The sequence below is a fragment of the Cedecea davisae genome (assembly GCF_044095835.1).
Lineage (GTDB): Bacteria > Pseudomonadota > Gammaproteobacteria > Enterobacterales > Enterobacteriaceae > Cedecea > Cedecea davisae.
Genome location: NZ_CP172054.1, coordinates 330,672 through 355,233 on the forward strand (window position 1 = coordinate 330,672; position 24,562 = coordinate 355,233).

30 protein-coding genes are annotated in these 24,562 nt (G+C 54.6%); 15 read left to right on the forward strand and 15 right to left on the reverse strand.

The window, feature by feature from the left end:
* Positions 1 to 39 precede the first annotated feature (39 nt).
* The 4 genes from arcB (at position 40) to ACG1VR_RS02045 (ending at position 5,212) form a co-directional block, all read left to right on the forward strand.
* Complete coding sequence (arcB, locus tag ACG1VR_RS02030) at positions 40 to 2,382, forward strand: aerobic respiration two-component sensor histidine kinase ArcB (protein WP_016538400.1); 2,343 nt, start codon at positions 40 to 42, stop codon at positions 2,380 to 2,382.
* Positions 2,383 to 2,613: 231 nt separating this feature from the next.
* Positions 2,614 to 3,267 (forward strand): isoprenoid biosynthesis glyoxalase ElbB, encoded by a 654-nt coding sequence (gene elbB / locus ACG1VR_RS02035; RefSeq protein ID WP_395490082.1) that lies wholly within the window; start codon positions 2,614 to 2,616, stop codon positions 3,265 to 3,267.
* Positions 3,264 to 3,992, forward strand: coding sequence for a monofunctional biosynthetic peptidoglycan transglycosylase (mtgA, locus tag ACG1VR_RS02040; RefSeq protein ID WP_395490084.1), 729 nt, complete (start codon positions 3,264 to 3,266; stop codon positions 3,990 to 3,992). The genes elbB and mtgA overlap by 4 nt, the downstream gene beginning before the upstream one ends.
* A gap of 83 nt (positions 3,993 to 4,075) precedes the next feature.
* Positions 4,076 to 5,212, forward strand: a complete 1,137-nt coding sequence (locus tag ACG1VR_RS02045) for a glycerate kinase (RefSeq protein ID WP_395490086.1) — start codon at positions 4,076 to 4,078, stop codon at positions 5,210 to 5,212.
* Between the two features lie 15 nt (positions 5,213 to 5,227).
* Here the strand turns inward: ACG1VR_RS02045 and npr are convergent, their stop codons facing one another.
* From npr to ACG1VR_RS02100, 11 genes are all read right to left on the reverse strand, one after another.
* A complete protein-coding gene (gene npr / locus ACG1VR_RS02050) occupies positions 5,228 to 5,500 on the reverse strand; it encodes a PTS phosphocarrier protein NPr (protein WP_016538396.1) in 273 nt (90 codons plus the stop codon).
* The gene (gene rapZ / locus ACG1VR_RS02055) at positions 5,497 to 6,351 is read right to left on the reverse strand and encodes an RNase adapter RapZ (RefSeq protein ID WP_016538395.1); all 855 of its coding nucleotides are present in this window, start codon (positions 6,349 to 6,351) and stop codon (positions 5,497 to 5,499) included. Before rapZ ends, npr begins: the two co-directional genes overlap by 4 nt.
* Positions 6,352 to 6,397: 46 nt before the next feature.
* Positions 6,398 to 6,895 (reverse strand): PTS IIA-like nitrogen regulatory protein PtsN, encoded by a 498-nt coding sequence (gene ptsN / locus ACG1VR_RS02060; RefSeq protein WP_016538394.1) that lies wholly within the window; start codon positions 6,893 to 6,895, stop codon positions 6,398 to 6,400.
* A gap of 82 nt (positions 6,896 to 6,977) precedes the next feature.
* A complete protein-coding gene (hpf, locus tag ACG1VR_RS02065; protein ID WP_016538393.1) occupies positions 6,978 to 7,265 on the reverse strand; it encodes a ribosome hibernation promoting factor in 288 nt (95 codons plus the stop codon).
* Between the two features lie 22 nt (positions 7,266 to 7,287).
* Positions 7,288 to 8,721, reverse strand: coding sequence for an RNA polymerase factor sigma-54 (gene rpoN, locus ACG1VR_RS02070; RefSeq protein ID WP_016538392.1), 1,434 nt, complete (start codon positions 8,719 to 8,721; stop codon positions 7,288 to 7,290).
* A 48-nt stretch (positions 8,722 to 8,769) separates the two neighbouring features.
* Positions 8,770 to 9,495, reverse strand: coding sequence for an LPS export ABC transporter ATP-binding protein (lptB, locus tag ACG1VR_RS02075; protein ID WP_016538391.1), 726 nt, complete (start codon positions 9,493 to 9,495; stop codon positions 8,770 to 8,772).
* 6 nt (positions 9,496 to 9,501) lie between these two features.
* Positions 9,502 to 10,053, reverse strand: coding sequence for a lipopolysaccharide ABC transporter substrate-binding protein LptA (gene lptA, locus ACG1VR_RS02080; RefSeq protein ID WP_016538390.1), 552 nt, complete (start codon positions 10,051 to 10,053; stop codon positions 9,502 to 9,504).
* Entirely contained in the window at positions 10,022 to 10,594 is a 573-nt protein-coding gene (lptC, locus tag ACG1VR_RS02085; RefSeq protein ID WP_016538389.1) for an LPS export ABC transporter periplasmic protein LptC, read from the reverse strand. The genes lptA and lptC overlap by 32 nt, the downstream gene beginning before the upstream one ends.
* Complete coding sequence (gene kdsC / locus ACG1VR_RS02090) at positions 10,591 to 11,157, reverse strand: 3-deoxy-manno-octulosonate-8-phosphatase KdsC (RefSeq protein ID WP_016538388.1); 567 nt, start codon at positions 11,155 to 11,157, stop codon at positions 10,591 to 10,593. Before kdsC ends, lptC begins: the two co-directional genes overlap by 4 nt.
* A 17-nt stretch (positions 11,158 to 11,174) precedes the next feature.
* Positions 11,175 to 12,161, reverse strand: a complete 987-nt coding sequence (gene kdsD / locus ACG1VR_RS02095) for an arabinose-5-phosphate isomerase KdsD (RefSeq protein WP_016538387.1) — start codon at positions 12,159 to 12,161, stop codon at positions 11,175 to 11,177.
* A 16-nt stretch (positions 12,162 to 12,177) separates the two neighbouring features.
* On the reverse strand, positions 12,178 to 13,155 hold the full coding sequence (locus ACG1VR_RS02100; protein WP_395490090.1) for a calcium/sodium antiporter: 978 nt from the start codon (positions 13,153 to 13,155) through the stop codon (positions 12,178 to 12,180).
* Between the two features lie 229 nt (positions 13,156 to 13,384).
* Here ACG1VR_RS02100 and mlaF point away from each other — a divergent pair, with 229 nt between their 5' ends.
* The 7 genes from mlaF (at position 13,385) to murA (ending at position 18,196) form a co-directional block, all read left to right on the forward strand.
* Positions 13,385 to 14,200, forward strand: coding sequence for a phospholipid ABC transporter ATP-binding protein MlaF (gene mlaF, locus ACG1VR_RS02105; RefSeq protein WP_395490092.1), 816 nt, complete (start codon positions 13,385 to 13,387; stop codon positions 14,198 to 14,200).
* 6 nt (positions 14,201 to 14,206) lie between these two features.
* Positions 14,207 to 14,989 carry a lipid asymmetry maintenance ABC transporter permease subunit MlaE gene (gene mlaE, locus ACG1VR_RS02110; protein WP_039898863.1) on the forward strand — a complete coding sequence of 261 codons (783 nt, stop codon included), beginning with the start codon at positions 14,207 to 14,209 and terminating at the stop codon, positions 14,987 to 14,989.
* A 4-nt stretch (positions 14,990 to 14,993) separates the two neighbouring features.
* Positions 14,994 to 15,545 carry an outer membrane lipid asymmetry maintenance protein MlaD gene (gene mlaD / locus ACG1VR_RS02115; protein WP_016538383.1) on the forward strand — a complete coding sequence of 184 codons (552 nt, stop codon included), beginning with the start codon at positions 14,994 to 14,996 and terminating at the stop codon, positions 15,543 to 15,545.
* Between the two features lie 18 nt (positions 15,546 to 15,563).
* A complete protein-coding gene (gene mlaC, locus ACG1VR_RS02120; protein ID WP_016538382.1) occupies positions 15,564 to 16,193 on the forward strand; it encodes a phospholipid-binding protein MlaC in 630 nt (209 codons plus the stop codon).
* On the forward strand, positions 16,193 to 16,495 hold the full coding sequence (mlaB, locus tag ACG1VR_RS02125; protein ID WP_016538381.1) for a lipid asymmetry maintenance protein MlaB: 303 nt from the start codon (positions 16,193 to 16,195) through the stop codon (positions 16,493 to 16,495). The genes mlaC and mlaB overlap by 1 nt, the downstream gene beginning before the upstream one ends.
* A gap of 130 nt (positions 16,496 to 16,625) precedes the next feature.
* Entirely contained in the window at positions 16,626 to 16,880 is a 255-nt protein-coding gene (gene ibaG, locus ACG1VR_RS02130; protein WP_008454819.1) for a BolA family iron metabolism protein IbaG, read from the forward strand.
* Between the two features lie 53 nt (positions 16,881 to 16,933).
* On the forward strand, positions 16,934 to 18,196 hold the full coding sequence (gene murA, locus ACG1VR_RS02135) for a UDP-N-acetylglucosamine 1-carboxyvinyltransferase (protein ID WP_016538380.1): 1,263 nt from the start codon (positions 16,934 to 16,936) through the stop codon (positions 18,194 to 18,196).
* Between the two features lie 46 nt (positions 18,197 to 18,242).
* On the opposite strand, the gene sfsB is transcribed toward murA, so the two are convergent.
* Both sfsB and ispB read right to left on the reverse strand, forming a co-directional pair.
* Positions 18,243 to 18,506, reverse strand: coding sequence for a DNA-binding transcriptional regulator SfsB (sfsB, locus tag ACG1VR_RS02140; RefSeq protein ID WP_016538379.1), 264 nt, complete (start codon positions 18,504 to 18,506; stop codon positions 18,243 to 18,245).
* Positions 18,507 to 18,740: 234 nt separating this feature from the next.
* A complete protein-coding gene (ispB, locus tag ACG1VR_RS02145) occupies positions 18,741 to 19,712 on the reverse strand; it encodes an octaprenyl diphosphate synthase (RefSeq protein ID WP_016538378.1) in 972 nt (323 codons plus the stop codon).
* Between the two features lie 260 nt (positions 19,713 to 19,972).
* Between ispB and rplU the strand changes: the two genes are divergently transcribed.
* From rplU to cgtA, 4 genes are all read left to right on the forward strand, one after another.
* On the forward strand, positions 19,973 to 20,284 hold the full coding sequence (gene rplU / locus ACG1VR_RS02150) for a 50S ribosomal protein L21 (RefSeq protein WP_016538377.1): 312 nt from the start codon (positions 19,973 to 19,975) through the stop codon (positions 20,282 to 20,284).
* Positions 20,285 to 20,303: 19 nt separating this feature from the next.
* Complete coding sequence (gene rpmA, locus ACG1VR_RS02155; RefSeq protein ID WP_007673187.1) at positions 20,304 to 20,561, forward strand: 50S ribosomal protein L27; 258 nt, start codon at positions 20,304 to 20,306, stop codon at positions 20,559 to 20,561.
* A gap of 92 nt (positions 20,562 to 20,653) precedes the next feature.
* Positions 20,654 to 21,619 carry a DMT family transporter gene (locus ACG1VR_RS02160; protein ID WP_016538376.1) on the forward strand — a complete coding sequence of 322 codons (966 nt, stop codon included), beginning with the start codon at positions 20,654 to 20,656 and terminating at the stop codon, positions 21,617 to 21,619.
* Positions 21,620 to 21,635: 16 nt separating this feature from the next.
* Positions 21,636 to 22,808 carry an Obg family GTPase CgtA gene (gene cgtA / locus ACG1VR_RS02165; RefSeq protein WP_016538375.1) on the forward strand — a complete coding sequence of 391 codons (1,173 nt, stop codon included), beginning with the start codon at positions 21,636 to 21,638 and terminating at the stop codon, positions 22,806 to 22,808.
* A gap of 39 nt (positions 22,809 to 22,847) precedes the next feature.
* On the opposite strand, the gene pmrB is transcribed toward cgtA, so the two are convergent.
* Both pmrB and pmrA read right to left on the reverse strand, forming a co-directional pair.
* The gene (pmrB, locus tag ACG1VR_RS02170; RefSeq protein WP_016538374.1) at positions 22,848 to 23,903 is read right to left on the reverse strand and encodes a two-component system sensor histidine kinase PmrB; all 1,056 of its coding nucleotides are present in this window, start codon (positions 23,901 to 23,903) and stop codon (positions 22,848 to 22,850) included.
* Positions 23,900 to 24,562 carry a two-component system response regulator PmrA gene (pmrA, locus tag ACG1VR_RS02175; RefSeq protein ID WP_395490099.1) on the reverse strand — a complete coding sequence of 221 codons (663 nt, stop codon included), beginning with the start codon at positions 24,560 to 24,562 and terminating at the stop codon, positions 23,900 to 23,902. The genes pmrB and pmrA overlap by 4 nt, the downstream gene beginning before the upstream one ends.

Genomic DNA, 24,562 nt, shown 5'->3' on the forward strand with positions numbered 1-24,562 from the left:
GCGGTATATTTAGCGCATCCACGGCGAAGGAAGGGTTCCATGAAGCAAATCCGGTTATTAGCGCAGTATTACGTCGATCTTATGGTGAAGCTGGGGTTAGTGCGCTTCTCCCTGCTGCTGGCTTCGGCTCTGGTCGTGCTGGCGATGGTGGTGCAGATGGCCGTCACCATGCTGCTGCGCGGCCAGGTCGAAAGCATCGATGTTGTTCGCTCCATCTTTTTTGGGTTGTTGATTACGCCGTGGGCGGTCTACTTCCTGTCGGTTGTTGTTGAGCAGCTTGAAGAGTCCAGGCAGCGCCTGTCGAAGCTGGTGGAAAAACTTGAGGAGATGCGCGAGCGTGACCTGATCCTCAACGTCCAGCTAAAAGATAATATCGCCCAGCTCAACCAGGAAATTGCCGACCGCGTGAAGGCGGAAGCCGAGCGCCAGACTATGCTTGAGCAGCTTAAAGTGGAGATGCAGGAGCGTGAAGAGACGCAAATCCGGCTTGAGCAGCAGTCCTCTTTCCTGCGCTCCTTCCTTGATGCCTCCCCTGACCTGGTGTTCTACCGCAACGAAGATAAAGAATTCTCAGGCTGTAACCGGGCGATGGAGCTGTTGACCGGGAAAAGCGAAAAGCAGCTAATCCACCTCAAACCGCAGGACGTTTACTCTGCCGAGGCCGCCGAAAAAGTGCTGGAGACCGACGAGAAAGTCTTCCGCCACAACGTGTCGCTAACCTACGAGCAGTGGCTTGATTACCCGGACGGGCGCAAAGCCTGCTTCGAAATTCGTAAAGTGCCTTATTACGACCGCGTGGGGAAACGCCATGGCCTGATGGGCTTTGGGCGTGATATTACCGAGCGTAAACGCTACCAGGATGCCCTGGAACGCGCCAGCCGGGATAAGACCACGTTTATCTCTACTATCAGCCACGAGCTGCGCACGCCGCTTAACGGCATCGTCGGCCTGAGCCGTATTCTGCTGGATACCGACCTGAGCGCCGAACAGACCAATTACCTGAAAACCATTCACGTTTCGGCCATCACTCTCGGCAATATCTTCAACGATATTATCGACATGGACAAACTTGAGCGCCGCAAAGTGCAGCTTGATAATCAGCCGGTGGATTTCACCAGCTTCCTTGCCGACCTCGAAAACCTCTCCGGCCTGCAGGCTCAGCAAAAAGGGCTATCGTTTGTTATGGATCCGACGTTGCCGCTGCCGCATAAAGTGGTGACGGACGGCACGCGCCTGCGCCAGATTCTGTGGAACCTTATCAGCAATGCGGTGAAGTTTACCCCGAAAGGCGGGCTGGTGACGGTGCGGGTTCGTTATGAAGAGGAGAGCTGCCTGCGCTTTGAAGTGCAGGATTCGGGTATCGGCATCCCTCAGGATGAGCAGGACAAAATTTTTGCCATGTACTACCAGGTGAAAGACAGCCACGGTGGTAAACCGGCGACCGGCACCGGTATTGGCCTTGCGGTATCGCGCCGCCTGGCGAAGAGCATGGGGGGCGATATTACCGTGACCAGCAAGCCGGGTGAAGGCTCGCTGTTTACCTTAACCGTGCAGGCGCCAAGCGTGGCCGAAGAGGTTGAGGATACGCTCGACGACGACGAGATGCCGCTGCCGGCCCTGCACGTCCTGCTGGTGGAGGATATCGAGCTGAACGTCATCGTGGCGCGCTCGGTACTCGAAAAGCTGGGGAACAGCGTTGATGTGGCGATGACCGGGAAAGAAGCGCTGGAGATGTTTATTCCGGGGGAATATGACCTCGTGCTGCTGGACATCCAGTTGCCGGACATGACCGGGCTGGATATCTCCCGCGAGCTGAATAAACGCTTTAGCAAAAGTGAGCTGCCGCCGCTGGTGGCGCTTACCGCTAACGTGCTGAAAAACAAGACCGAGTACCTGGAAGCCGGAATGGATGACGTGTTGAGTAAACCGCTCGCCGTGCCGGCACTGATGTCGATGATCCAAAAGTTCTGGGATAACCAGATAACGGACAAGGAGCCTGTGGTGACAAAAGTCGATAGTGAAAAACAGCAAGCGCTGCTCGATATTCCCATGCTTGAGCAATATATCGAGCTGGTAGGGCCAAAATTAATAACCGATGGCCTGGCGATGTTCGAAAAAATGATGCCGGGTTATTTAGAAGTGCTCGATTCCAATATGACCGCGCGTGATAACAAAGGCGTGGTGGAAGAGGGGCATAAAATTAAAGGCGCGGCTGGCTCGGTCGGCCTGCGCCATTTACAGCAGGTTGCCCAGCAGATTCAGTCGCCGGATTTACCCGCGTGGTCAGATAACGTTGGCGAATGGATCGAAGAGCTGAAACAAGAGTGGCAGCACGACGTTAACGTATTAAAAGCGTGGGTAGCCGAAGCCGGAAAAAAATGACCCCGGCCAGGCCGGGGTGCGCGAATACTGCGCCAACACCAGGGAAAACAGGGTTGCGCCTTTTTTAAGCGTTGAATTAATTAATGGCACAACCAGCAATTCGCGGGCCGTCAGCCATATAAGATAGCAAAGCTTGAAATATTTGTTACGTGAATCAGTAAAATATGTGAAGCATAACGAGCAAATGGTTCGGCTGATACTGAAGCAGGCTTTAAGTAAAGGAGCGTTCAAATGAAGAGAATCGGCGTAGTGCTAAGTGGCTGTGGCGTTTACGACGGCAGCGAAATCCACGAGGCGGTGCTAACGCTGCTGGCGCTGTCCCGTGCCGGTGCCGAGGCGGTTTGCTTTGCACCCGATAAACCTCAGTCTGACGTTATCGATCATCTTACCGGCGAGGCTGCAACTGGCGGCCGCAATGTCCTGCAGGAAGCGGCCCGCATTACGCGCGGCAATATTCTGCCTTTGCGCGAGGCGGTGTCCGAAGCGCTCGACGGCCTGATTGTGCCGGGTGGATTTGGCGCGGCTAAAAACCTGAGCACGTTTGCCGCCCAGGGTGCTGAATGTGAAGTTGATGTTGATTTACGCCGCCTTGCGCGCGAATGCCACGAGCAGGGAAAGCCTTTGGGCTTTATGTGCATTGCTCCGGCGATGTTGCCAAAGATTCTGGATATGCCTCTGAGGCTAACCATCGGGACGGATATCGATACCGCTGAACTGCTGGAAGCGATGGGCGCAGAGCATGTTCCCTGCCCGGTAGAGGATATCGTTGTTGATGAAGATCGTAAGGTCGTGACAACGCCTGCTTATATGCTGGCGCAAAACATTAACGAAGCGGCCATCGGTATCGACAAGCTGGTTGCACGCGTGCTGGAACTGAGCGCGTGAGGAAAGGGCGTTTTGCACCGTTGCAGTGGGTGAAACGCTGGCTTCTGAGGGCTTTGATCGCGGTTGGCGGCCTGTGGTTTTTCGGGCTGCTGCTGTTTCGTTTTGTCCCCGTGCCGTTTTCCGCGGTAATGGTTGAGCGCCAGGTCAGCGCCTGGGCGAGCGGCAATTTTGGCTATGTCGCCCACTCCGACTGGGTATCTATGGACGAAATTTCTCCGTGGATGGGGCTGGCGGTTATTGCCTCTGAGGACCAAAAATTCCCCGAGCACTGGGGATTTGATACCGCCGCTATCGAGAAAGCGCTCGCGCACAATGAGCGTAATGAAAACCGCGTTCGCGGCGCTTCAACGCTCTCCCAGCAAACGGCCAAAAACCTGTTTCTGTGGGACGGGCGTAGCTGGCTGCGTAAAGGTCTGGAGGCCGGGCTGACCGTTGGGCTGGAAACGGCGTGGAGTAAACGGCGGATTTTGACGGTGTACCTGAATATCGCCGAGTTCGGTGAAGGTGTTTTTGGCGTTGAAGAGGCCTCGCGGCGCTATTTTAACAAGCCAGCCAGCCGCCTGACTCCGGCAGAAGCGGCACTGCTGGCCGCGGTATTACCCAACCCGATTCGTTTTAAAGCCAATGCGCCATCCGGCTATATTCGCCAGCGGCAGCAGTGGATCATGCGCCAGATGCGTCAGCTGGGCGGGGAGTCCTTCCTCGAGCAGCATAATTTAAAATAACCGCCAGAGCGCCCTCCGGCGGTTGTTCTTCCTTCCGCAGTTCGCCGCCTGGTTGTGCTATGCCGCGGTTGAATGAGGTCGCCATGAAAATTGTTATTGCCCCCGATTCTTTTAAAGAAAGCCTGAGCGCAATGCAGGTTGCCGCGGCTATTGAGCAGGGTTTTCGCGAAATTTACCCGCATGCCGATTATGTAAAGCTGCCGATGGCCGACGGCGGGGAAGGTACAGTCGAGTCGATGGTTGCCGCCACCGATGGGAAAGTCATTCCGGTAACGGTGACCGGCCCCCTCGGGCAGCCGGTTGAAGCCTTTTTTGGCCTGACGGGCGCAGAGGACATGGCAATCATTGAAATGGCCGCTGCCTCCGGTCTGCATCTGGTTCCCGTGGCGCAGCGTAACCCGTTATTAACCGGTACTTTCGGCACCGGCGAGCTTATCCTTGCGGCGCTGGAGTACGGCGTCAGTAAAATCATTATCGGCATTGGCGGTAGCGCAACGAACGACGGTGGAGCGGGCATGATGCAGGCGCTGGGCGCAAAGCTCCTTGATGCCAAAGGGCAGCAGTTAAGTGCCGGAGGCGCGGCGCTGGCGGAGCTGAGCTCGCTGGACTTGAGTCTGCTGGACCCGAGATTGCTGCAAACCGAAATCTTGGTCGCCTGCGATGTTGATAACCCGCTGTGCGGTGAAAAGGGAGCTTCTGCGGTATTTGGACCGCAAAAAGGCGCGACGCCGGAAATGGTTAGCCAGCTGGATGCTTCTCTCAGGCACTATGGCGAGCAGATTGAGCGGCTCGGCGGCAAGCCGGTTATTGATGTTGCCGGTGCGGGGGCTGCGGGAGGAATGGGGGCTTCGCTGTTCGCGCTGTTGAATGCCAGGCTGCGGCCGGGCGTTGAAATAGTCACCGAAGCGTTAAAACTGGCAGAGGCTATTGAAGGCGCGGACCTGGTTATTACCGGAGAAGGGCGGATTGATAGCCAGACGATACACGGTAAAACCCCGGCAGGCGTGGCAAGAGTCGCTAAACGATTTGATGTGCCGGTGATTGCGCTGGCGGGCGGTATGGCGCCTGATTACGGGGTGGTGCATCAATATGGAATAGACGCCGTATTTTCAGTGCTTAACCGGATCCAGACCTTACCGGAGGCGCTTGAACAGGCGGAGGAAAATATACGCATAACGGCGCGTAACGTAGCCGCGGTGTGGAAAATGGGGCGCGGCTAACGCCGCGATACCCGCTTAGTCTTCGTCAAAACCGGCATTGAACAGCGCGATTACCGCCGCCAGAGCCTGTTCTTCCTCAGGACCCGTCACTTCCACCTCGATGTGCCCACCCTTGGCGGAGTCCAGCATCAGCAGAGCAATCACGCTGCTGGCTTCGGCTTCGGTTCCTGCTTCATTTCTCAGCATTACTTCGGCGTCAAAGCTTTGCACCAGTTCAAACAGCTTCATAGCCGGGCGGGCGTGCATGCCCAGCTTATTGGTGATTTCAACGGTATGCTTTACGGTCATGTTTTACGTTTTTCCAGCGTGCGGTGTCGGGACTGGACGTTCTTGCCGCGCGAACGGAAGTAGTCGGCCAGCTGCTCTGCAATATAAACCGAACGGTGCTTACCGCCGGTACAGCCGATAGCGACGGTCAGATAGCTACGGTTGTTGGTTTCCAGCATGGGTAACCATAACTCAAGATAGCTGCGGGTCTGGTAGATAAAATTGTGTACTTCTGTGTGCCTGTCGAGGAAGGCGGCAACCGGTCTGTCGAGGCCGGTCATCGGGCGCAGCTTAGGGTCCCAGTGCGGGTTAGGCAGGAAGCGAACGTCAAACACATAGTCCGCATCAATCGGGATGCCGTGTTTGAAGCCGAAGGACTCAAACACCATCGTCAGCTCGCGCTCCCGTTTGCCCAGCAGGCGGGTACGCAGCATTTCAGCCAGCTCGTGAACCGACATTTCCGAGGTGTCGATAATCAAGTCCGCGCGGGATTTCAACGGTTCGAGCAGGTCGCTCTCTTCGTCGATAGCGCTTTCCAGCGAAAGATTCTTGCTGGAGAGCGGGTGCAGGCGGCGGGTATCGCTGTAGCGGCGAATCAGGGTGTTGCGGTCGGCGTCCAGGAACAGCAGCTGCGGCGAGAAAGCATCCGGCAGATTGTCCATCGCCTGCTCGAAGATCTCCGGTGATTCCGGCATGTTGCGCACGTCAATGCTGACCGCGGCGGAAATTTGCCGGTCAGCAAGCGTTTTTGCCAGCTCCGGCAGCAGAACAACCGGCAGGTTATCCACACAGTAGAATCCCATATCTTCCAGTGCGCGCAAGGCTACAGACTTCCCTGAACCTGAGCGGCCGCTGACAATCATCAGCACCATGTAATCATTCCCCCGATTTATCTGTCCGGTACATCAAACGTGCCGATTATTCGTTTTCGCTGGCGTTATCGACTTCTGTTTCAGTAATTATCTGGTAAAGCTCTTCATCGCTGCTGGCCGAACGCAGGCGGCGGCAAATGGTTTTATCCGCCAGACGCTTCGCCACCAGAGACAGCGTATGAAGGTGGGTCTTGGTTTGATCCGCCGGCACCAGCAGCGCGAACAGCAAGTCCACCGGCTGGTTGTCGATAGCATCAAAAGCAATAGGCGTTTCCAGCTGGATAAAGACGCCAACGGCGCGCAGCGTATCTTCCTCAAGCTTGCCGTGGGGAATTGCAATGCCGTTGCCAATGCCGGTACTGCCCATACGTTCGCGGGTTAATACGGCTTCGAAAACGACCTGCGGCGGCAGGCCAAGCTGTTTTGCTGCCAGTTCGCTGATAATTTCCAGCGCACGTTTTTTACTCTGGCAGTGGACGCCACTGCGAGTACATTCCTGGTTAAGGACATTGCTCAGTTGTAGAGCCGAATCGTTGTTCATCATAAGTTCACCTAAGCATTTTTTGTGCGAACGGCCCGCTACACAGGCAGCGGGCCGACCGTATGCACATCTGATGCCCGGATTATCAGTGCTGTTTTAGTTTATCTTTGTGTTTTGTTAACTGTCGGGCCAGTTTATCAATCAGTCCGTCAATCGCGGCATACATGTCCTGGCCTTCGGCGCTGGCATGCAGTTCTCCACCGTTCACGTGCAGCGTAGCATCCGCCGCATGAGTTACTTTTTCCACCTTTAATACAATATAGACCTGGTTGATTCTTTCGAAGTACTGCTCCAGTTTGGCAAACTTAGCGTTCAAAAAATCACGCAGTGCATCGGTTATCTCGACGTTTTGCCCTGTAATGTTGAGCTGCATAGTGTCTTCCTTATCGGTGAAGTCACACCAGCTGTTTACGCTGGTTTGACGGTGGAATGGATAAAGATTCTCGGTACTTCGCAACTGTGCGGCGTGCCACCATAATACCCTGATCCGACAGCATTGAGGTTAATTTACTGTCGCTCAGAGGTTTGGCGGGGTTTTCCGCAGCTATTAACTTCTTCACCAGCGCACGAATTGCCGTTGAGGAGGCTTCGCCGCCGCCTTCGGTACTGACATGGCTGGAGAAGAAATACTTCAATTCAAAAATGCCGCGCGGGCTGTGCAAATACTTCTGCGTCGTCACCCTTGAGATGGTCGATTCGTGCATCTCTACCGCCTGGGCAATATCCGCCAGCACCATCGGCTTCATGTGCTCTTCGCCATGCTCAAAAAAGCCCTGCTGCTGCTCCACAATGCAGCGGCTAACGCGTAACAGCGTATCATTGCGGCTTTCGAGACTTTTAATCAACCACTTCGCTTCCTGCAGGTGACTGCGAATAAACTGCGAATCGCTGTCATTGCGGGTATTTCCGCCCATGGCGGCATATTGCTGGTTGATTTTGAGACGGGGAATGCTGTCGGAGTTAAGCTCTACGGTCCAGCGTGACTGTAGCTTACGCACCAGCACGTCCGGAATAACGTATTCAGGCTCGCCGGTTTGAATGGACTGGCCGGGGCGTGGGTCAAGCGACTGAATCAGGCACATGGCCTCTTTCAGCACGTCTTCTTTGATTCTTGTTACGCGCATTAAGGCGCGGAAATCGTGGTTAGCCAGCAGATCTAAATGATCGCTAACAATCAGGCGAGCTTCAGCCAGCCAGGGCGTTTCTTTGGCGAATTGAGAAAGTTGGATCAGCAGGCAGTCGCGCAAATCTCTCGCCGCCACCCCTACCGGATCGAAGCGCTGAATACGCTTAAGCACCGCTTCGACTTCATCGAGCGTGACCTCGTCGTTGCCCATGCTTTCCAGAATGTCTTCCAGCGGGACGGTTAGATACCCGGTTTCGTCTACCGCGTCGACTATCGAAGTTGCAATCGCGGTGTCCGTGTCGGAGAAGGGCGTCAGGTCAACTTGCCACATCAGGTAGTCCTGAAGCGACTGGGTTGTTTCACCCTGATAAACGGGAAGCTCATCGTCGAGATAGTCGGTGCCGGTGCCTGAAGGGGTTCCTGCGGTGTAGATCTCATCCCAACTGGCGTCCAGCGGCAGCTCCTCCGGCATATCTTTCTGTTCGAGGGCTTCGCGGGTGTCCATGGCTTCGCTCTCAGGCATTTCCTGAGTATCGATTTCATCATGCAGGTCGGTTTGCTCAAGCAATGGATTGCTGTCCAGTGCCTGCTGGAGTTCTTGCTGAAGCTCTAACGTCGAGAGCTGCAACAGGCGAATTGCCTGCTGTAGCTGGGGCGTCATAGCAAGTTGTTGGCTAAGCCGTAATTGCAAACCTTGCTTCATGTTCAGAGCAAACGTCCTCAAATAAGTCGTGTAAGACTTCCCACCCTATCAGAGTCTGAACTCTTCGCCCAGATAGACTCGCTTAACTTGCTCGTCTTCAAGGATTTCTTCCGGCGTGCCGTGGGCAATCAGGTGGCCCTGGCTAACGATATAGGCGCGTTCGCAGACGGCCAGCGTTTCGCGGACGTTATGGTCGGTAATCAGCACGCCGAGGCCGCTGTCGCGCAGATGCTCGATGATGCGTTTGATATCAATTACGGAGATCGGGTCTACGCCGGCAAAAGGTTCATCCAGCAGGATGAATTTTGGGTTTGCTGCCAGCGCGCGGGCTATTTCAACGCGGCGGCGCTCCCCGCCGGACAGCGACTGCCCAAGGCTATTGCGCAGATGAGAGATGTGGAACTCTTCCATCAGCTCGTTGGCGCGATCTTCGCGCTGCTCTGAGGTCAGGTCATCGCGAATCTGCAACACCGCCATCAGATTATCGAAAACGCTCAGGCGGCGGAAAATAGAGGCTTCCTGAGGCAGATAGCCGATACCACGACGTGCGCGGGCGTGTAGCGGAAGCAGGCTGATGTCTTCATCATCAATGATGATATTGCCCGCATCGCGAGGCACGATACCTACAACCATATAAAACGTCGTGGTTTTACCGGCGCCGTTTGGCCCGAGCAGCCCAACGATTTCGCCTGATTTAACGGTCAGGCTGACGTCTTCGACCACGCGGCGGCCCTTGTAGGCTTTAGCCAGGTTTTTCGCAATTAAAGTTGCCATAACGAATTAGTTACTCTTTTTCTGTGCCGGCTGCTGGCCGTTTTTGTTTTGCAACTGAGACGGCACCAGCACGGTGGTGACTCGCTTGCCTTTATCGCTAAACGCCTGCATTTTTTGCTCTTTCACCAGGTAAGTTATCTTGTCGCCGGTGATATTGCTGTCCAGCTGTTCCAGGTAAGCTTTACCGGTCAGCACGACGAAGTCGTTGGCCAGCTCATAATGCATGGTGGAGGCGTGGCCTTTTACCGGCTTCCCGCTGTCCTGCATTTGGTAGAAGGTTGCCGGGTTGCCGTAGCCGTCGATCACCTCTTTGCCCTGCTCACCGCCGGGACGGGTGACGACAACTTTATCGGCGTTGATTTTGATACTGCCCTGAGTCACCACGACGTTACCGGTGAAGGTGACGACGTTACCCTGCATATCGAGGGACTGCTGGTCCGATTCAATATGAATCGGCTGTTCGGTATCACCGGTCAGCGCCCAGGCGGACCATGGTGCGGCAAAGAGCGTACCAAGCAGAACAAGTTTAAGGCTGAGTTTGTTTATTCTGGATTTCATAAGAGGTTTTAACCTTTTCAATCAGCTGTGCAGTTTGGCTGCGTAAGTTGCCGCGCATTTTCAGGCCGCTGGAATTAAAGCTGGTACCGTACAGGGTAACCAGGTCGTCGGACGCAACGTCCTGGGTGACGAGGTTAACCTGCGCATTGTCTGTCGTGATTTTGCGTAACTGCGACTCCGGGGTCAGCGCCGTTACCACCACGTTGCCGTACAAATAGAGCATTTTGTCATCGGTAAGTTTGGCGCGATCGGCGTGAATTTCCCAGGTGGCGACCTTCTTTTCATCGTACTGGGTCATCACCGGTTTGGTGAACCAGGAAATCCCCGTATCCGAAAAATATTCAACATGCTGGGCTATCAGCTTGTAATTCAGCGCGCCCTGCGGGTTGTACACTACCGTTGTGGAAAGCTCACTCTGATAGGTGGGATCATTATTATTGACGGTTACGCCAGGTTCGTCACGATCCGTAAGATTCAGGCCGATCAGGACCAGCGCCGCGATGGCGAGCAGGATGATAAGCCAACGTTTGGTCTTACTCATATGGATTGCCCTTTGGCCTCGTCAAGCTTACCTTGCGCCATCAATAACAGATCGCAAACTTCCCGCACCGCGCCGCGCCCGCCGCTAATTCGGGTAACGTAGTCAGCCTTTGGCGTCAGCAGCGGATGGGCGTCTGCAACGGCTACGCTTAAGCCCACTTGTTCCATTACCGGCCAGTCGATCAGGTCGTCACCGATATAAGCCGCCTGCTCTGGAGAGAGCGCCAGCTTTGCCAGCAGATCGCGAAAGGCGATGAGCTTATCTGACTGCCCCTGATAGAGGTGCGTGATACCCAGAGTTTCACAGCGGTCTTCCAGCAGTTTTGCTTTCCTTCCGGTAATAATAGCGACTTCAATCCCGGAGGTCAGGGCGCAGCGAATGCCGTAGCCATCGCGCACGTTGAAGGCCTTCAGCTCTTCGCCGCTATTGCCCATGTAAATCAGGCCGTCTGACATAACGCCATCGACATCCAGAATCAGCAGGCGAACTTCTTTCGCCCGCTCTATGACCTGCGCGCTAACCGGCCCATAACAGGTGTTCAGCAACGCATCACGGTTACTCATTAAGGCTAATCCTTTGTTTAAACTACGCCTGCGCGCAGCATGTCATGCATATGTACCACACCCAGCAATTGGTCGCCATCTGCGACCAGAACCGAGGTGATATGGCGCGACTGCATCAGGTTCAGGGCGTCAACCGCCAATGTTCCCGGACGCACGCGAATGCCGCCTGCGGTCATCACGTCAGCAATGCGTAGGGTATTTAAATCAGCACCCATATCGAACACGCGACGTAAGTCGCCGTCGGTAAAGATGCCTTCAATTTTCATCAGGTCATTGCAGATGACCGTCATCCCCATATTTTTACGGGTAATTTCCAGCAGCGCGTCGCGCAGAGAGGCCTCTTTGCTGACGTGCGGAATTTCATCGCCGGAGTGCATAATGTCGTTAACTCGCAGCAGCAGTTTACGGCCCAGCGCGCCGCCCGGATGGGAAAGCGCAAAATCTTCGGGCGTAAAGCCGCGGGCTTTCAGCAGCGCGACAGCAAGCGCATCACCCATCACCAGCGTTGCCGTGGTGCTGGTGGTCGGTGCCAGGCCCAGAGGACAGGCTTCCTGTGGCACCGCGATGCACAGATGAATATCTGCCGCACGGCCCATTGAGCTTTCCGGGCGGCCAGTCATGCAAATTAACGGCACCTGGAGGCGTTTTAACACCGGGATTAGCGCCAAAATTTCGTTAGATTCGCCGGAGTTGGAAATGGCTATCACGATGTCCTGCGCGGTAACCATGCCGAGATCGCCGTGGCTGGCTTCACCGGGATGGACGAAAAATGCCGGGGTGCCGGTGCTGGCGAAAGTCGCCGCCATCTTCTTACCGATATGGCCCGACTTGCCCATGCCCATCACAACTATCTTGCCCGCGCAGTAAAACATTTTCTCACAGGCCTGCGAGAAGTCGTCGTTAATATACTGGTCGAGCTGAGCCAGGCCTTCACGTTCAATATTGAGCACGTCTTTGCCCGCTTGTTGAAAGTCAAAACCCGGCGCTAAATCTATATGAGACATAATTCCCGTTTCCGTTTTATCCGACGACAGGTGGTGCAACAAACCAAAGCACCACAATCCATACGATAAACCCACATGTTAACAGAGCGCCCGCGAGCTTGCCGATTTGGCGAGGTTTACGCCAGCAAAGCACGGCAAAAACAGCACTTACCGCTAACATCAGCCAATAATCACGCGCAAAGGCCTGCGGGTCGATACTGCCCGGAGCCACCAGTGCGGGGATCCCCAGTACAAAAACAATATTAAAAATATTTGAGCCAATGATATTGCCAATGGCGATGTCATCTTCACCTTTGCGTGCGCCCGCAATCGCCGTCGCCAGTTCCGGCAGGCTGGTGCCGATAGCAATGATCGTCAGGCCGATAACCAGCTCGCTCACGCCGAAATAGTGGGCGAGAACAGAAGCATTATCGATAACCATTCTGGTGGCCATCGGCATAATTACCAGCGCGACGCCGAGCCATAAAAACGCTACCGAGAGGCTGCCTTCCTGCGGCAGCTCGGCTAGCTGTTCGCGCGTGAGGCTATCTTCGCCCTGACGCTCGGCAAGGCGGCCTATTCTAATAATAAACAGCAGATATAGCACCGCCATTGCCAGCAGTATTATGCCTTTGAACTGGCTCAGCTCCCCGTCATACAGAAACAGGCCAGCGGCGGCGCTAACGATCAACATTAGCGGTAATTCGCGGCGTACAATATCGGAATTGACGGTAAATGGGTGAAGCAGCGCGGCCAGGCCGAGAATCAGCATGATATTGGTTATATTAGAGCCGATTGCCGTTCCGACGGCTAAGTCCAACTGCCCGTGCAGCGCCGATGAGCTGGCAATAATGATTTCAGGAAGCGAGGTGCCAATGCTGACCACGGTCATGCCGATGATAAGCGGCGGGACGCCGATACTTCGACAAAGGATCGCGGCGGCAAAAACTAAACGATCGGCACCATAAACCACCAGAAGTAAACCGATAATTAATAGCGCCGTAGCTAACAGCATGAAAAATCCTTTATTAAGGTATAATCGCCGGTCCTGGGCCCTGAATGTTCCGGCGGAGCCGAAGCGCCGTCTGGACTTAGCCATAAGTCTTAATTCTGACTTTATGCGGCAGAAAAGTAAAACAAATGCCAGCTTTCGCTAACCCGGACAGGTAATATTCTGTAAAAATGATGGGTTTCAGCCTCTCTTTGAGGCCATGCTTGCCGCTTAAGACAAAAAAGGAAGGGCGATGAGTCAGACTGAAGCGAACCTGGTTGAGATCCGTGGGATGAGTTTTTCCCGTGGCGAACGCCAGATTTTCGATAATATTTCCCTGACCGTACCTCGCGGCAAAATAACCGCGATCATGGGGCCATCGGGGATCGGCAAGACGACGCTATTAAAACTTATTGGCGGGCAGATAACCCCCGATAGCGGTGAGATCCTGTTTGATGGCGAAAACGTTCCGGCAATGTCACGCTCGAGGCTTTTTACCGTCCGCAAGCGCATGAGCATGTTGTTCCAGTCCGGCGCGTTGTTTACCGATCTCGACGTGTTTGAAAACGTTGCCTATCCGCTGCGCGAGCATCGCAATTTGCCTGAGCCTCTGCTGCACAGCACGGTGATGATGAAGCTGGAAGCGGTCGGGCTGCGTGGTGCGGCTAAACTGATGCCGTCTGAGTTGTCCGGCGGGATGGCACGGCGTGCCGCGCTGGCTCGTGCTATTGCCCTTGAGCCAGACTTGATCATGTTTGATGAGCCTTTTGTTGGCCAGGACCCAATAACGATGGGCGTACTGGTGAAGCTTATCTCTGAGCTGAATAGCTCGCTTGGGGTAACCTGCATTGTGGTATCCCACGACGTTCCCGAAGTATTAAGTATCGCGGATTACGCTTATATTGCTGCCGACCAGCACATTGTGGCGCACGGTAGCGCGGCTGAGCTGCGTGAAAATCACGACCCACGCGTTCGACAATTCCTCGACGGCATCGCTGACGGACCGGTGCCGTTCCGTTATCCGGCCGGGGATTATCAACAAGATTTGTTATCTGGAACGAGGAGCTAAGCGCTCATGCTGCTAAATGCACTGGCATCTTTCGGGCGACGTGGGGTAAAAACCTGCGCTTCGTTTGGGCGTGCCGGATTGATGTTATTCAACGCGCTGGTAGGGAAACCGGAGTTTCGCAAGCATGCGCCGCTGCTGATGCGTCAGCTTTACAACGTCGGCGTGCTGTCGATGCTGATAATCATGGTTTCCGGCCTGTTCATCGGTATGGTGCTGGGGCTGCAGGGCTATCTGGTGCTGACGACCTATAGCGCGGAGTCAAGCCTGGGTATGCTGGTTGCGCTCTCTTTGCTGCGCGAGCTGGGGCCGGTGGTTGCCGCGCTGTTGTTTGCCGGGCGTGCCGGGTCTGCATTAACCGCCGAAATTGGCCTGATGCGGGCGACCGAGCAGCTTTCCAGTATGGAAATGATGGCGGTCGATCCGCTGCGCCGCGTGGTTTCACCGCGCTTTTGGGCCGGTGTCATTTCTCTGCCGCTGTTAACGCTTATCTTTGTTGCCGTTGGCGTTTGGGGCGGCGCGCTGGTTGGCGTTAACTGGAAAGGTATTGACGCTGGTTTCTTCTGGTCGGCAATGCAGAATGCGGTTTCCTGGCGGCTTGATTTAGTGAACTGCGTGATTAAGAGCGTAGTTTTCGCCATTACCGTAACGTGGATTGCGTTATTCAACGGGTACGACGCGATTCCGACGTCCGCAGGGATCAGCCGGGCAACCACACGCACCGTTGTGCACGCTTCTCTGGCCGTCCTCGGCCTCGATTTTGTGCTGACAGCACTGATGTTTGGGAATTGAGTTCATGCAAACAAAGAAATTTGAAGTTTGGGTAGGTGCTTTTCTGCTGGTGGCGCTGGTAGCGATTATTTTCCTCTGCCTGAAAGTGGCTAACGTCACTTCCCTGCGCAGCGAACCGACTTATCGTGTCTATGCGACCTTTGACAATATCGGCGGCCTGAAAGTCAGCTCTCCGGTTCGCCTCGGTGGCGTAGTCATTGGCCGGGTTGATGATATCGCCCTCGACCCGAAAACTTATCTGCCGCGCGTAACGCTGGATATTGAGCAGCGCTACAACCAGATCCCCGATACCAGTTCGCTGGCTATTCGCACTTCTGGCCTGCTGGGTGAGCAGTACATCGCCCTGAACCTTGGCTTTGACGACCCGGAACTGGGATCATCTATGCTTAAAGACGGCGGTACTATCCAGGATACCAAGTCCGCGCTGGTGCTTGAAGACCTGATTGGCCAGTTCCTGTATAAGAGCGGCAACGGCGATAATAAGAATTCTGGCGATGCCGACCCGCATGCGGCGGGTCATACTGATGCTACGCCGCAGTCTGGCACCACGAATTAATCTAAGAGGAAACGAGTAATGTTTAAACGTCTTATGATGATTGCCATGTTGGTGATTGCGCCATTTGCCATGGCGGCAGACCAGAGTAATCCCTACAAATTAATGAACGAAGCGGCCCAGAAAACCTTCGATCGCCTGAAAACCGAGCAGCCTAAAATCCGCCAGAACCCGGACTATCTGCGTGATATCGTCGGCCAGGAGCTGCTGCCCTATGTGCAGGTGAAATACGCCGGTGCGCTGGTGCTGGGGCGCTACTACAAAGAGGCGACGCCCGCGCAGCGTGACGCTTATTTCAAAGCTTTTGAAGAGTATCTGAAGCAGGCTTATGGCCAGGCGCTGGCGATGTACCACGGGCAGACTTATCAGATTGCTCCGGAGCAGCCGCTGGGCAATGCCGATATTATCCCTATCCGCGTGACGATTATCGATCCAAACGGCCGTCCTCCGGTACGTCTTGACTTCCAGTGGCGTAAAAACACCCAGACAGGTAACTGGCAGGCCTACGACATGATCGCCGAAGGGATCAGCATGATCACCACGAAACAGAACGAGTGGAGCGATCTGCTGCGTACTAAAGGGATCGACGGCCTTACTGCTCAGTTGCAGACTATTTCTAAACAGCCCATCACGCTGGACAGTAAAAAGTAATGGCAGAAGAACTCAGCTGGAAGCAGGAAGGGGCGACCCTGCACCTGACGGGTGAGCTGGATGGCGAAACCGTTCAGTCGCTCTGGCAGGTGCGTGAGAAGGCGGTAGCTGGCGTAACGAGCTTTGAGCTTAGCGGCTTAACGCGCGTTGATACCGCAGGGCTTGCGCTGCTGATCCATCTGATTAATATCGCCGGGCGGAAAGGCGCGGAGGTTCGATTGCAGGGAGCCAGCGAGAATTTACGGACTCTTGCCCAGCTCTATAACCTGCCGGATAAACTGTTGCCGCACCTGGCCGGCTAATGTTTTCAGCACGTTACTATTAAAGCCCTCGAACTGTTAAGTTCCGGGGCTTTTTGCTTATTTCAGCGAGCGCCACTTTCCTCTAAGATGTGTGGCTTATTTCATTAACCGACGAATAGATAAAAAGCCCATGGAAAATCATGAAATTCAGACAGTGCTGATGAACGCACTGCCTCTCCAGGAAGTCCACGTCTCAGGCGATGGCAGCCACTTTCAGGTGATAGCGGTGGGTGAGTTGTTCGCCGAGTTAAGTCGCGTCAAAAAACAGCAAACGGTTTATGCGCCGCTGATGGAGTTTATCGCCGATAACCGTATGCATGCTGTTTCAATTAAGACCTACACTCCGGAAGAGTGGGCGCGCGATCGCAAGCTAAATGGTTTTTGAGCCATCGGCCCGGGCTGATGGTAACGGTTTGAATTTTAAAGAGAGCAGTTTTAATGGATAAATTTCGTGTGCAGGGGCCGACCCGCCTGAGCGGTGAAGTCACAATTTCCGGGGCTAAAAACGCCGCGCTGCCGATCCTCTTCGCAGCCCTGTTGGCGGAAGAGCCGGTTGAGATCCAGAACGTTCCAAAGCTGAAAGACATTGATACCACCATGAAGCTGCTGAGCCAGCTGGGGACCAAAGTTGAACGTAATGGCTCGGTGCATATCGACGCCAGCGGCGTCAATATCTTCTGCGCACCCTATGACCTGGTGAAAACCATGCGTGCTTCTATCTGGGCGCTGGGGCCGCTGGTTGCTCGTTTTGGACAGGGTCAGGTTTCTCTGCCGGGCGGCTGCGCTATCGGCGCACGTCCGGTTGACCTTCATATTACCGGCCTGGAGCAGCTGGGTGCCGAGATCAAGCTGGAAGAGGGTTACGTTAAGGCTTCTGTAAATGGCCGCCTTAAAGGGGCTCATATCGTGATGGATAAGGTGAGCGTTGGCGCTACCGTTACTATCATGAGCGCCGCGACGCTTGCCGAAGGCACCACGGTTATTGAAAATGCCGCACGTGAGCCGGAAATTGTTGATACAGCAAACTTCCTCAACACGCTGGGCGCTAAAATCACCGGCGCAGGTTCTGACCGTATTACCATCGAAGGCGTTGCTCGCCTCGGCGGCGGCGTGTACCGCGTACTGCCTGACCGTATTGAAACCGGGACTTTCCTGGTTGCTGCGGCTATTTCCGGCGGCAAGATCATTTGCCGTAATGCCCAGCCGGATACGCTGGATGCGGTGCTGGCAAAACTGCGCGAAGCCGGGGCTGATATTGAAACCGGTGAAGACTGGATAAGCCTCGATATGCACGGCCAGCGCCCGAAAGGCGTAACCGTTCGCACGGCTCCACACCCGGGCTTCCCGACGGATATGCAGGCGCAGTTCACCCTGCTTAACCTGGTAGCGGAAGGAACCGGCGTGATTACCGAAACCATCTTCGAAAACCGCTTCATGCATGTGCCTGAGCTGATTCGTATGGGCGCGCACGCGGAAATCGAAAGCAATACCGTTATCTGTCACGGCGTTGAAAAGCTCTCCGGAGCGCAGGTCATGGCCACCGATTTACGTGCTTCCGCAAGCCTGGTGCTCGCCGGCTGTATTGCCGAGGGGACTACGCTGGTTGACCGTATCTACCATATCGATCGCGGCTACGAGCGCATTGAAGACAAACTTCAGGCTCTGGGTGCCAACATTGAGCGCGTGAAGGGCAGCGAGTAATTCCTTTTGCCTGAAGCGTAGAAAACCGGGGCTTGCCCCGGTTTTTTTATGGCTGACGAATTCTACTGGCTCTATCGATAAACTCATGGGTAAACGGATCGTGATAACGCGAAGGCCAGATTACCTGCGGCTCCACGCCAAGTCCCTGAGCGATAATCAGCTCTCCTTTAGGCCAAGGACGGGACAGGGCATTGGCAAGCGTTGATGAGCTTAAACCTGCCTGACGAGACAGCGCGGCCAGCGAGGTTCCCTTTTTTCGTAGCCCGGCAATAATATCCGCCGGATGCCAGTCCACATATTTATTTTCCATAATCTCTCCCTGTAGATCTTATAAGTTCAGCTCTGAGCTGAACGATGGCAAGGCAAGGTTATATCATAAAAGTTTCCAAATGGTTCCAGTAACTATTGGAAATAACTAAATATGTGTTTAATCACACAAAAGGGAGGGGATTTAATGAGGTATTTAGCGATAGGTGGCGTTTTTTAGAAAGAAAAAATAATTTATTGGAGCTTTTTGGCGCGCCTGCCGACGCGCTCAGAAAGGCTAGCGATCGCGCTGAACTGACATGTGAGCCAGAGAGATAAGCGCTTCGCGATAAGGGCTGTCAGCAAGAACGGAAAGTGCGCTAATGGCCTTGTCCGCTTCTTCTTCAGCCCGCTGACGCGTCCATTCCAGCGAGCCACAGGAAGCCATTGCCTCCAGCACCGGCTGCAGAAGATGACGGCCGTTCCCCTGTTCAATTGCACCGCGAATCATCAGGGTCTGCTCCGGCGTACCGTTACGCATCGCGTGCAGCAGCGGCAGAGTAGGCTTACCCTCATTCAGGTCGTCACCTACGTTCTTACCCAGCGTCTCACCGTCCGCGCTGTAATCCAGCAGGTCGTCAATTAACTGGAAAGCCGTGCCCAGATAACGACCGTAATCCTGTAGGGCTTTCTCCTGAGCTTCCGTCGCACCGGCAAGAATACCGGAGCACTGAGCGGCAGCTTCGAACAGCCGTGCGGTTTTACTATAGATAACCCGCATGTAGCTCTCTTCGGTGATATCAGGATCGTTACAGTTCATCAACTGGAGCACTTCGCCTTCAGCTATGACGTTAACGGCCTCAGACATCACTTCCAGAACCTTCAGCGAACCGAGACTGGTCATCATCTGGAAGGCGCGGGTATAAATAAAATCACCGACCAGCACGCTGGCAGCGTTGCCAAAGGCGGCATTTGCCGTGGCCTTGCCGCGCCGCATGTCCGATTCGTCCACTACGTCGTCATGAAGCAGCGTAGCGGTATGTATGAATTCTATAAGGGCTGCAATCCTGACGTGCGCCTGGCCTTCATAGGCAAGCGCGCGTGCGGCGAGCACGGCAATCATAGGACGAATACGTTTACCACCACCGCTGACGATGTAGTAGCCCAGCTGGTTGATAAGCTGGACGTCCGAATTCAGTTGTTCCAGGATTGTCGCATTGACACCCGCCATATCTTGCGCGGTTAACTCATTAATTTTTTCTAAATTCATCGCAAAAGTCTGGCTTTCGTCCTGTTTATTCCATATCCATATGGCATAACGAGAGGGTTGAGGTTCGATACTGTAGTACAGATTGTACTGAAAAAACGAGGCAGATAAACGGTGTGTGTGCGGTTGCGTTTTTTTTCTACGCTAATTGACGAACGGGCTTGTCAAAGCCTCACGATTTGCGTAATATTCGCGCCCTATTGTGAATATTTATAGCGCTACCTGAAACCAACGTAAGGTATGTGCGGAAAGCGGAGTTTTATATGTACGCGGTTTTCCAAAGTGGTGGTAAACAACACCGAGTAAGCGAAGGTCAGACCGTTCGCCTGGAAAAGCTGGACATCGCAACTGGCGAATCTGTTGAGTTCGCTGAAGTTCTGATGATCGCTAACGGTGAAGAAGTCAAAATCGGCGTTCCTTTCGTTGATGGCGGCGTTATCAAGGCTGAAGTTGTTGCTCACGGTCGTGGCGAGAAAGTTAAAATCGTTAAGTTTCGTCGTCGTAAGCACTACCGTAAGCAAGCGGGCCACCGTCAGTGGTTCACTGATGTGAAAATTACTGGCATCAGCGCCTAAGACCTGAGGAGTAGATTAAATGGCACATAAAAAGGCTGGCGGCTCAACTCGTAACGGTCGCGATTCAGAAGCAAAACGCCTGGGCGTGAAACGCTTCGGCGGTGAAACTGTTCTGGCTGGTAGCATCATTGTTCGTCAACGTGGTACTAAATTCCACGCGGGTAACAATGTAGGTTGTGGTCGTGACCACACCCTGTTTGCTAAAGCAGACGGTAAAGTGAAATTCGAAGTTAAAGGCCCGAACAATCGTAAATACATCAGCATCGTTGCTGAGTAAGTTTTTCGGTCCGGTAACGGATGAAAGCCCCGCAACGTGTTGCGGGGCTTTTTACATTGTACGCCTGGTAAATGAATACAGGGACACGGAGCATGGGGCAGCAGGCGGGTATCGGCATTCTTTTGGCGCTGATTACGGCGATGTGCTGGGGCGCGTTGCCGATAGCAATGAAGCAGGTGCTCACGGTGATGGAGCCGCCAACGGTGGTATTCTATCGCTTCCTGATGGCCGGTATCGGCCTGGGGTTGATCCTGGCCGTTCGCGGTAAGCTGCCGCCGCTGAAGTTATTTCGTAAGCCGCGCTGGCTTGGTCTGTTAGCGATTGCCACCGGCGGCCTGTTCGGTAACTTTCTGCTTTTCAGCTCCTCCCTGCAATACTTAAGCCCGACCGCTTCTCAGGTTATCGGCCAGCTCTCCCCGGTAGGGATGATGGTGGCAAGCGTGGTCGTGCTGAAGGAAAAAATGCGTGGCACCCAGATTATCGGTGCCAGCATGCTGCTGTGCGGGCTGGTCATGTTCTTCAATACCAGCCTGATAGAAATTTTTACCCGCCTGACGGATTACACCCTTGGGGTTATCTTCGGCGTTTTGGCGGCGACGGTTTGGGTCTGCTATGGCGTCGCGCAGAAGGTGTTATTACGCCGGCTGGCCTCGCAACAGATCCTCTTTTTGCTGTACACTTTATGTACGCTTGCGCTGTTGCCGCTGGCGAAAGTGAATGTCATCTTCCAGCTCAGTAGCTGGCAACTGGCATGCTTAATTTTTTGTGGTCTGAATACGCTTGTGGGATACGGTGCGCTCGCCGAAGCGATGGCGCGCTGGCAGGCAGCTCAGGTTAGCGCCATTATCACGTTAACCCCGCTGTTCACGCTGCTGTTCTCAGACCTGTTATCCCAAGCCTGGCCCGATTATTTCGCCATGCCGTTGCTTAACCTTGTGGGTTATATCGGTGCGTTAGTCGTAGTGGCCGGAGCAATGTATTCCGCTATAGGCCACCGTCTTTGGGGGCGCTGGCATAAAACCGAAGCTGCCAAACCATTGCAACGTTCGGGCGAATGATTTACGGAGAAGTAAGATGAAGTTTGTTGATGAAGCAACGATCCTGGTCGTGGCGGGTGATGGCGGTAACGGCTGCGTTAGCTTCCGTCGTGAGAAATATATCCCGAGGGGCGGCCCGGATGGTGGCGATGGCGGTGACGGCGGCGACGTATGGCTGGAAGCAGACGAGAACCTGAACACGCTTATCGATTACCGCTTTGAAAAAGCCTTCCGTGCTGAACGCGGCCAGAACGGCCAGAGCCGTGACTGTACCGGTAAACGTGGCCACGACGTCACCGTGAAGGTTCCGGTTGGTACTCGCGTTATCGATCAAGGTACCGGCGAAACCATGGGCGATATGACCCAGCATGGCCAGAGACTGATGGTCGCGAAGGGCGGCTGGCATGGCCTGGGCAACACCCGTTTTAAATCTTCTGTAAACCGTACGCCACGCCAGAAAACCATGGGTACGCCGGGTGAGAAGCGCGATCTGCAACTGGAGCTGATGCTGCTGGCGGACGTCGGTATGTTGGGGATGCCTAACGCAGGCAAATCTACCTTCATTCGCGCCGTTTCTGCTGCGAAGCCAAAAGTAGCGGACTATCCGTTTACTACCCTGGTGCCGAGCCTGGGCGTTGTGCGCATGGACAACGAAAAGAGCTTCGTCGTTGCCGATATTCCGGGGCTGATTGAAGGCGCTGCCGACGGCGCAGGCCTGGGTATTCGCTTCCTGAAGCACCTTGAACGCTGCCGCGTACTGCTGCATCTCATTGATATCGAGCCAATCGATGGTTCCGATCCGGTTGAGAACGCCCGCATCATCGTCGGTGAACTGGAGAAGTACAGCGAAAGCCTGGCCTCCAAGCCGCGCTGGCTGGTCTTTAACAAAATTGACCTGATGGATAAAGCTCAGGCCGAAGAAAAGGCGAAGGCGATTGCCGAGGCGCTGGGCTGGGAAGATAAATATTATCTGATCTCCGCCGCCAGCCAGATGGGCGTTAAGGATCTGTGCTGGGACGTGATGACCTTTATCGTTGAGAACCCGATCACGGCCAGCGATGTGGCTAAGCAGACCGAGAAAGTCGAGTTTATGTGGGACGATTACCATCGTCAGCAGCTCGATGAAATGGAGTCCGAAGCCGAAGAGGATTGGGATGACGACTGGGATGATGAAGACGACGAAGGCGTGGAAATCATCTATCAGAAATAAGCATCAAAATCTTAAAGGGCCGGAATATCCGGCCCTTTTTTATTGGATGCTGGCGGGCAACCAGCAGCTGGCTATCAGCCCGCCTTCAGGCCGGTTATCCAGCGCCAGGCGGCCATGATGCAGCTGTACAATACGCAGTACGATGTTAAGGCCCATGCCGCTTCCGCCATAGCGTCTGTCCATACGCTGGAAAGGTTCGGTAATACGCTGACGATGTTCTTCGTCGATACCGGGGCCACAGTCTGCAACGGCCAGCGCCGTTCCACTCTCCCTTTGTTCCAATAGAATGCCGATCGTGCCGCCTTCCGGGCTATAGCGTGAGGCGTTTTCCAGCAGATTACGCAGCATTAAACGTAGCAGTACTGCGTCGCCCTCCACCGTCAGGTTTGAGTCCGCTGGCCAGACGAATGTTTGCCCGCGCGGGGCAGCCAGTTCTTCCATCTCCATCTTCAGCGGAGCGATGATATCGCGGGTCCAGGCCAGCGTGTTGTAGTGCCCGCTTGCCAGCGCCTGCCCGGCTCGCGACAGCATCAGAAGCTGCTCGATGGTGTGCATCAGCAAATCAATACGCTCAAGCAGCATGGGCGCCTGTTCCACCCCCTTGTTCGCCATTAATTCCAGATGCAGCCTGAGGCCCGCCAGCGGCGTTCTCAGCTCGTGTGCGGCATCGGCGGTGAACAGGCGTTCCTGCTGAATGGTATGGTCAAGGCGGCCAAGAAGCTGGTTCAACGAGTTGGTGACTGCGACCATCTCGTCCATGTCAGAAAACATCGGCAGCGGGGAGAGATTGTCCGCCGAGCGGTTGGCCAGGCTTGAACGTAGCTGGCTGAGCGGGCGGGTTATCCAGGTGATGGCCCAGAAGGAGAAAAACAGCGTAAAGGCAACCATCACCAGCGAAGGGACCAGCAGGGAAGCAATTGCCTCGCGGATCTCTTTTTCCACATGCTGGTTTCTGGCTCTGGCAGACAGCGTTTCGTTAACCAAAAAGCCAATCTGCTCGCGGCTTTCATGCCACAGCCATACCACGCTAACCAGCTGGAAGAATAAGAGGATCAGCGCCAGCAGGATCATCAAACGCCGGCGCATGCTGTTCATGAGCGGCTTTCCAGGCGGTAGCCAACGCCGCGCACGGTTTTTATCCGGTCTTTGCCCAGTTTGCGGCGCAGGTTATGAATATGTACTTCGAGCGTATTGGAGCCGGGATCGTCCTGCCAGCTGTAGATATCCTGCTGGAGCGTTTCGCGGTGGACGGTCTGGCCGATACGCATCATTAATCTGGTGAGCAGGGCAAACTCTTTAGGCGTGATTTCGACCGGCGTACTGGCCAGCAGGACCTGCTGAGTTTGCAGGTTGAGCGTCAGGTCATCTTGTTGCAGCAGATTATCGCTATGGCCCTGATAACGGCGGATCAGGGCGCGAGCGCGTGCCTGAAGCTCGGCGAGAGCGAAGGGTTTTACAAGATAATCGTCGGCACCGGAGTCCAGGCCGTTAACACGGTCTTCCAGCGCGTCGCGAGCCGTCAGGATAAGCACCGGATTTTTAACCCCACGGCGACGCCACTGGCCTAATAGCGTCGCCCCGTCTTTATCCGGCAGGCCTAAATCGAGGATTATCAGGCTGTACTCGCCGCTTTGCAGCAGAGCATCCGCCTGCGCGGCCGTAGCGGCGCAGTCCAGAGCATAACCTTCACCGCCTAATGCCAGCGCCAGACCTTCCTGTAACAGTAAATCGTCTTCAACAATAAGCAGTTTCAT

What these genes read in the sequence shown, in the direction of transcription:
- arcB (WP_016538400.1), top strand. Translation starts at nt 40, where the DNA reads ATGAAGCAAATCCGGTTATTAGCGCAGTATTACGTCGATCTTATGGTG.
- elbB (WP_395490082.1), top strand. Translation starts at nt 2,614, where the DNA reads ATGAAGAGAATCGGCGTAGTGCTAAGTGGCTGTGGCGTTTACGACGGC.
- ACG1VR_RS02045 (WP_395490086.1), top strand. Translation starts at nt 4,076, where the DNA reads ATGAAAATTGTTATTGCCCCCGATTCTTTTAAAGAAAGCCTGAGCGCA.
- npr (WP_016538396.1), bottom strand. Translation starts at nt 5,500, where the DNA reads ATGACCGTAAAGCATACCGTTGAAATCACCAATAAGCTGGGCATGCAC.
- rapZ (WP_016538395.1), bottom strand. Translation starts at nt 6,351, where the DNA reads ATGGTGCTGATGATTGTCAGCGGCCGCTCAGGTTCAGGGAAGTCTGTA.
- ptsN (WP_016538394.1), bottom strand. Translation starts at nt 6,895, where the DNA reads ATGATGAACAACGATTCGGCTCTACAACTGAGCAATGTCCTTAACCAG.
- hpf (WP_016538393.1), bottom strand. Translation starts at nt 7,265, where the DNA reads ATGCAGCTCAACATTACAGGGCAAAACGTCGAGATAACCGATGCACTG.
- rpoN (WP_016538392.1), bottom strand. Translation starts at nt 8,721, where the DNA reads ATGAAGCAAGGTTTGCAATTACGGCTTAGCCAACAACTTGCTATGACG.
- lptB (WP_016538391.1), bottom strand. Translation starts at nt 9,495, where the DNA reads ATGGCAACTTTAATTGCGAAAAACCTGGCTAAAGCCTACAAGGGCCGC.
- lptA (WP_016538390.1), bottom strand. Translation starts at nt 10,053, where the DNA reads ATGAAATCCAGAATAAACAAACTCAGCCTTAAACTTGTTCTGCTTGGT.
- lptC (WP_016538389.1), bottom strand. Translation starts at nt 10,594, where the DNA reads ATGAGTAAGACCAAACGTTGGCTTATCATCCTGCTCGCCATCGCGGCG.
- kdsC (WP_016538388.1), bottom strand. Translation starts at nt 11,157, where the DNA reads ATGAGTAACCGTGATGCGTTGCTGAACACCTGTTATGGGCCGGTTAGC.
- kdsD (WP_016538387.1), bottom strand. Translation starts at nt 12,161, where the DNA reads ATGTCTCATATAGATTTAGCGCCGGGTTTTGACTTTCAACAAGCGGGC.
- ACG1VR_RS02100 (WP_395490090.1), bottom strand. Translation starts at nt 13,155, where the DNA reads ATGCTGTTAGCTACGGCGCTATTAATTATCGGTTTACTTCTGGTGGTT.
- mlaF (WP_395490092.1), top strand. Translation starts at nt 13,385, where the DNA reads ATGAGTCAGACTGAAGCGAACCTGGTTGAGATCCGTGGGATGAGTTTT.
- mlaE (WP_039898863.1), top strand. Translation starts at nt 14,207, where the DNA reads ATGCTGCTAAATGCACTGGCATCTTTCGGGCGACGTGGGGTAAAAACC.
- mlaD (WP_016538383.1), top strand. Translation starts at nt 14,994, where the DNA reads ATGCAAACAAAGAAATTTGAAGTTTGGGTAGGTGCTTTTCTGCTGGTG.
- mlaC (WP_016538382.1), top strand. Translation starts at nt 15,564, where the DNA reads ATGTTTAAACGTCTTATGATGATTGCCATGTTGGTGATTGCGCCATTT.
- mlaB (WP_016538381.1), top strand. Translation starts at nt 16,193, where the DNA reads ATGGCAGAAGAACTCAGCTGGAAGCAGGAAGGGGCGACCCTGCACCTG.
- ibaG (WP_008454819.1), top strand. Translation starts at nt 16,626, where the DNA reads ATGGAAAATCATGAAATTCAGACAGTGCTGATGAACGCACTGCCTCTC.
- murA (WP_016538380.1), top strand. Translation starts at nt 16,934, where the DNA reads ATGGATAAATTTCGTGTGCAGGGGCCGACCCGCCTGAGCGGTGAAGTC.
- sfsB (WP_016538379.1), bottom strand. Translation starts at nt 18,506, where the DNA reads ATGGAAAATAAATATGTGGACTGGCATCCGGCGGATATTATTGCCGGG.
- ispB (WP_016538378.1), bottom strand. Translation starts at nt 19,712, where the DNA reads ATGAATTTAGAAAAAATTAATGAGTTAACCGCGCAAGATATGGCGGGT.
- rplU (WP_016538377.1), top strand. Translation starts at nt 19,973, where the DNA reads ATGTACGCGGTTTTCCAAAGTGGTGGTAAACAACACCGAGTAAGCGAA.
- rpmA (WP_007673187.1), top strand. Translation starts at nt 20,304, where the DNA reads ATGGCACATAAAAAGGCTGGCGGCTCAACTCGTAACGGTCGCGATTCA.
- ACG1VR_RS02160 (WP_016538376.1), top strand. Translation starts at nt 20,654, where the DNA reads ATGGGGCAGCAGGCGGGTATCGGCATTCTTTTGGCGCTGATTACGGCG.
- cgtA (WP_016538375.1), top strand. Translation starts at nt 21,636, where the DNA reads ATGAAGTTTGTTGATGAAGCAACGATCCTGGTCGTGGCGGGTGATGGC.
- pmrB (WP_016538374.1), bottom strand. Translation starts at nt 23,903, where the DNA reads ATGAACAGCATGCGCCGGCGTTTGATGATCCTGCTGGCGCTGATCCTC.
- pmrA (WP_395490099.1), bottom strand. Translation starts at nt 24,562, where the DNA reads ATGAAACTGCTTATTGTTGAAGACGATTTACTGTTACAGGAAGGTCTG.